The 3,769-nt window shown below is 39.8% G+C and carries 3 protein-coding genes and 1 riboswitch; of the genes, 2 read left to right on the top strand and 1 reads right to left on the bottom strand.

Features of this window, described 5'->3' with window-relative positions; genetic code table 11:
- Nucleotides 1-92: 92 nt before the first annotated feature.
- The gene (gene uvrC, locus AC52RT_RS07745; protein ID WP_495540207.1) at nt 93-1,865 is read left to right on the top strand and encodes an excinuclease ABC subunit UvrC; all 1,773 of its coding nucleotides are present in this window, start codon (nt 93-95) and stop codon (nt 1,863-1,865) included.
- 64 nt (nt 1,866-1,929) lie between these two features.
- Nucleotides 1,930-2,109, top strand: a riboswitch (Lysine riboswitch).
- 103 nt (nt 2,110-2,212) lie between these two features.
- On the top strand, nt 2,213-3,448 hold the full coding sequence (locus AC52RT_RS07740) for an aspartate kinase (RefSeq protein ID WP_495540206.1): 1,236 nt from the start codon (nt 2,213-2,215) through the stop codon (nt 3,446-3,448).
- Nucleotides 3,449-3,571: 123 nt separating this feature from the next.
- Here AC52RT_RS07740 and AC52RT_RS07735 read toward each other — a convergent pair.
- On the bottom strand, nt 3,572-3,769 hold a 198-nt coding region (locus AC52RT_RS07735; protein WP_495540205.1), incomplete at its 5' end, for a DUF2507 domain-containing protein.

The following is a 3,769-nucleotide window of genomic DNA, read 5'->3' as shown; positions in this document are numbered from 1 at the left end:
TACCTCTTAGGTTTATCGCATGCCATTTTGTAGTATAGTTAGATTAGTGGGAAACATATGTACTATCTAAGATGTTAAGAAGGAGGCAGCCGATGAATCAAAGAATGAAGGATAAGCTTGCAATTCTTCCTGACCAGCCTGGCTGCTATTTGATGAAAGACAGGCAAGGTACGATTATCTATGTCGGGAAAGCAAAAGTGTTAAAAAATAGAGTTCGTTCTTATTTCAATGGGTCGCATGATGGAAAAACCCTAAGGCTTGTTAATGAAATCGAGGATTTTGAATATATCGTTACCTCATCGAATATTGAAGCGTTGATATTGGAACTGACGTTAATTAAAAAGCATGATCCAAAATATAATGTGATGTTGAAAGATGATAAAACGTACCCGTTTATTAAACTGACTGCTGAAAAACATCCAAAATTAATTATTACTAGAAAAGTAAGAAAAGATTCAGGAAAGTATTTTGGACCTTATCCGAATGTAATTGCTGCTAATGAAACAAAGAAGCTGCTTGATCGAATATATCCTTTGCGAAAATGCAACACGCTGCCAGATAGGGTGTGTCTCTATTATCATTTGGGGCAATGTCTGGCACCTTGTGTCTTTGATGTGCCGCAACAAGAGTATAAAAATATTGTGACGGATATTACTCGTTTCCTAAACGGCGGCTATAAAGAGATTAAAGCTGAACTGACAGAGAAAATGCATGCTGCAGCTGAAGCTCTTGATTTTGAGCGGGCTAAAGAGTACCGCGATAAAATTGCCCATATTGAGATTACAATGGAAAAGCAAAAGATGATGTCTACTGATTTTACCGATCGTGATATTTTCGGTTATGCCTTTGATAAGGGCTGGATGTGCGTTCAGGTGTTTTTTGTTCGTCAAGGGAAGTTAATTGAACGAGATGTTTCTTTATTCCCTATTTATGATGAGCCGGAAGAAGAACTTTTGACCTATTTAGGTCAATTTTATACGAAACCTAACCATTTTAAACCAAAGGAAATTCTTTTGTCAGAGGCTGTAGATGGTGAGATGGCTGAAAAGTTACTACAAGTAAAAGTTATTCACCCGAAACGTGGTCAGAAGAAGGATATGCTGCAGCTGGCAAATAAAAATGCTTCGATTGCACTTCAAGAGAAGTTCTCTTTAATTGACCGTGACGAAGAACGAACGATTAAAGCAGTGGAGAACCTTGGTCAAAGGTTAGGAATCTATACACCTCATCGGATAGAGGCTTTTGATAATTCAAATATACAAGGAACTGATCCAGTTTCTGCACTAGTGGTATTTATTGATGGAAAGCCTGAAAAACGTGAGTATCGGAAATATAAAATTAAAACGGTATCGGGTCCAGACGATTATGAAACCATGCGTGAAGTCGTCAGACGAAGATATACTCGAGTATTAAAAGAAGGATTACCGCTTCCAGATTTAATCATCATTGATGGAGGTAAAGGTCATGTGGATGGTGTTCGAGATATTTTAGAGAATGAACTGGGACTTGAAGTTCCTCTGGCGGGTCTTGTAAAGGATGAAAAGCACCGTACATCCTCACTGATGATTGGCAATCCTCTTGAAATCATACCATTGGATCGGAGCAGTCAGGAATTTTATCTGCTGCAAAGAATACAAGATGAGGTGCATCGATTTGCGATTACATTCCATCGACAACTTCGCGGGAAAAGCGCCTTTCAATCTTTACTTGATGAGATCCCAGGTGTCGGAGAAAAACGTAAAAAGCAGCTGTTAAAGCATTTTGGATCGGTAAAAAAAATGCGCGAGGCTGGGGTTGCAGAGTTTTTGGAGGCAGGAATGCCGCAGAGCGTAGCTGAGGAAATTGCAAGAAAATTGCAAGAATAGTGTTGAACCATTTATATCCCTATGCTATAATTCAGTATGAATTTATAAGTATTTACCAATTTAATGTGTTGATAGAGGTGCGAGATTCATTAGTATAGACTTGGAGAAGTATGAGCTTCCGTGAAAAGTCTAGAAAGGGAAAATCGCCGAAGCAGTTGAGTGCTCATCCACTCAAAGTGCTGGTCTGTACATTTAAGAGATGGCAGATTGTCAGAATGAAAAATTCTGGAGAGCTATCTCACTGTGTTAGCCGTATTCTTTTACGATATCACAGCAATGAGACTCTTCTCATTGCTGTTTTTTTGTGGCTATTTTGGAAACTAAAATAAGAGAGGGTGCAGCATGATATGGGGTTGATTGTTCAAAAATTCGGCGGGACTTCAGTAGGAAGTATAGAAAAAATTAAAAATGTAGCTGATCGAGTAATTGAAGAGGCTGCAAATGGAAATGACGTAGTCGTCGTTGTATCAGCAATGGGCAAAACAACCGATGAGCTTGTTTCCATGTCATACGATATAACCCAACGGCCATCGAAGCGGGAAATGGATATGTTACTTACTACGGGCGAGCAAGTAACGATTGCCTTTCTTACAATGGCGTTGATAGAAAAAGGGCAGGAAGCCATTTCCTTAACAGGCTGGCAGGCAGGGATTAAATGTGAAGCAGTGTATGGAAATGCACGGATTTTAGATATAGATACAGAAAAAGTACAGAATAGTTTGAATGAGGGGAAAATTGTCGTCGTTGCCGGATTCCAGGGGCTGGCCGAAGATGGGGGAATAACTACGCTTGGGCGCGGCGGATCTGATACGACGGCAGTAGCTCTTGCAGCGGCGTTAAAAGCAGATCGGTGTGACATCTATACAGATGTTACGGGGGTATTTACTACGGATCCTCGGTATGTGAAAAACGCAAGAAAACTTAATTCCATTTCATACGATGAAATGCTGGAACTAGCAAACCTAGGCGCAGGTGTTTTACATCCAAGAGCCGTTGAATTTGCCAAGAATCATCATATACCGCTTGAAGTCCGCTCGAGTACAGCACAAGAAAAAGGAACAATGATAGAGGAGGAAGCAACGATGGAGCAGAATTTAATTGTTAGAGGAATTGCATTTGAGGATCGAATTACACGAGTCACGATTTATGGATTAGCTGGAAGTCTCGGAACATTATCTACAATTTTTACTACACTCGCAAAGAACCAGATAAATGTTGATATCATTATTCAGAGTATGACAGAGCAAGACATGAATAATTTATCATTTTCTATTAAAAGCGAAGATGTCTCAAACCTGCTTGAGGTGCTAGAAGCTAATAAAGAAACAATGCCGTTCCAAAGAGTTGAAACAGAATCCAATCTGGCTAAGGTTTCAATTGTCGGTTCAGGAATGGTTTCGAATCCGGGTGTAGCAGCAGAGATGTTTGCTGTCCTTGCTGAAGCGAAGATTCAGATAAAAATGGTCAGTACTTCTGAAATCAAAGTATCGACCGTAATCCATGAGAAAGAAATGGTTACAGCTGTTGATGCCTTGCATGAAGCGTTTAGACTGGATGAACGTAAACCGTTAGAAGTATTGTAACATAATTTTTTTGCAAAAAAGATTCCCTTTGGCTGTCATAATTTTCTTGACAGCCTATTCGTTTTTCAATTCAAAAAAATGCCATCAATTCAACTAGATGAATTGATGGCTATCGTACCATGTTTATTGAATCGGATCTTTTAAATCCAACTTAACTAAGAAGGAAACTCTGCCGGCTCTTCGTTTGGGTTCCTCAAGAGCTTCCGCGCTGAATCCTTTTTGTAAGCTGATTTGTTCGGCAAGAAATCCTGCTTCAAGTTGAAAGTGACAGTCGCTGTCTATGGCAAAACGGCGTTCTACCATTTCGCCGGACAGCATTAG

The sequence above is a fragment of the Peribacillus sp. genome, from assembly GCF_059453735.1.
This window is presented reverse-complemented; position numbering and strand designations above follow the sequence as displayed.

What these genes read in the sequence shown, in the direction of transcription:
- uvrC (WP_495540207.1), top strand. Translation starts at nt 93, where the DNA reads ATGAATCAAAGAATGAAGGATAAGCTTGCAATTCTTCCTGACCAGCCT.
- AC52RT_RS07740 (WP_495540206.1), top strand. Translation starts at nt 2,213, where the DNA reads ATGGGGTTGATTGTTCAAAAATTCGGCGGGACTTCAGTAGGAAGTATA.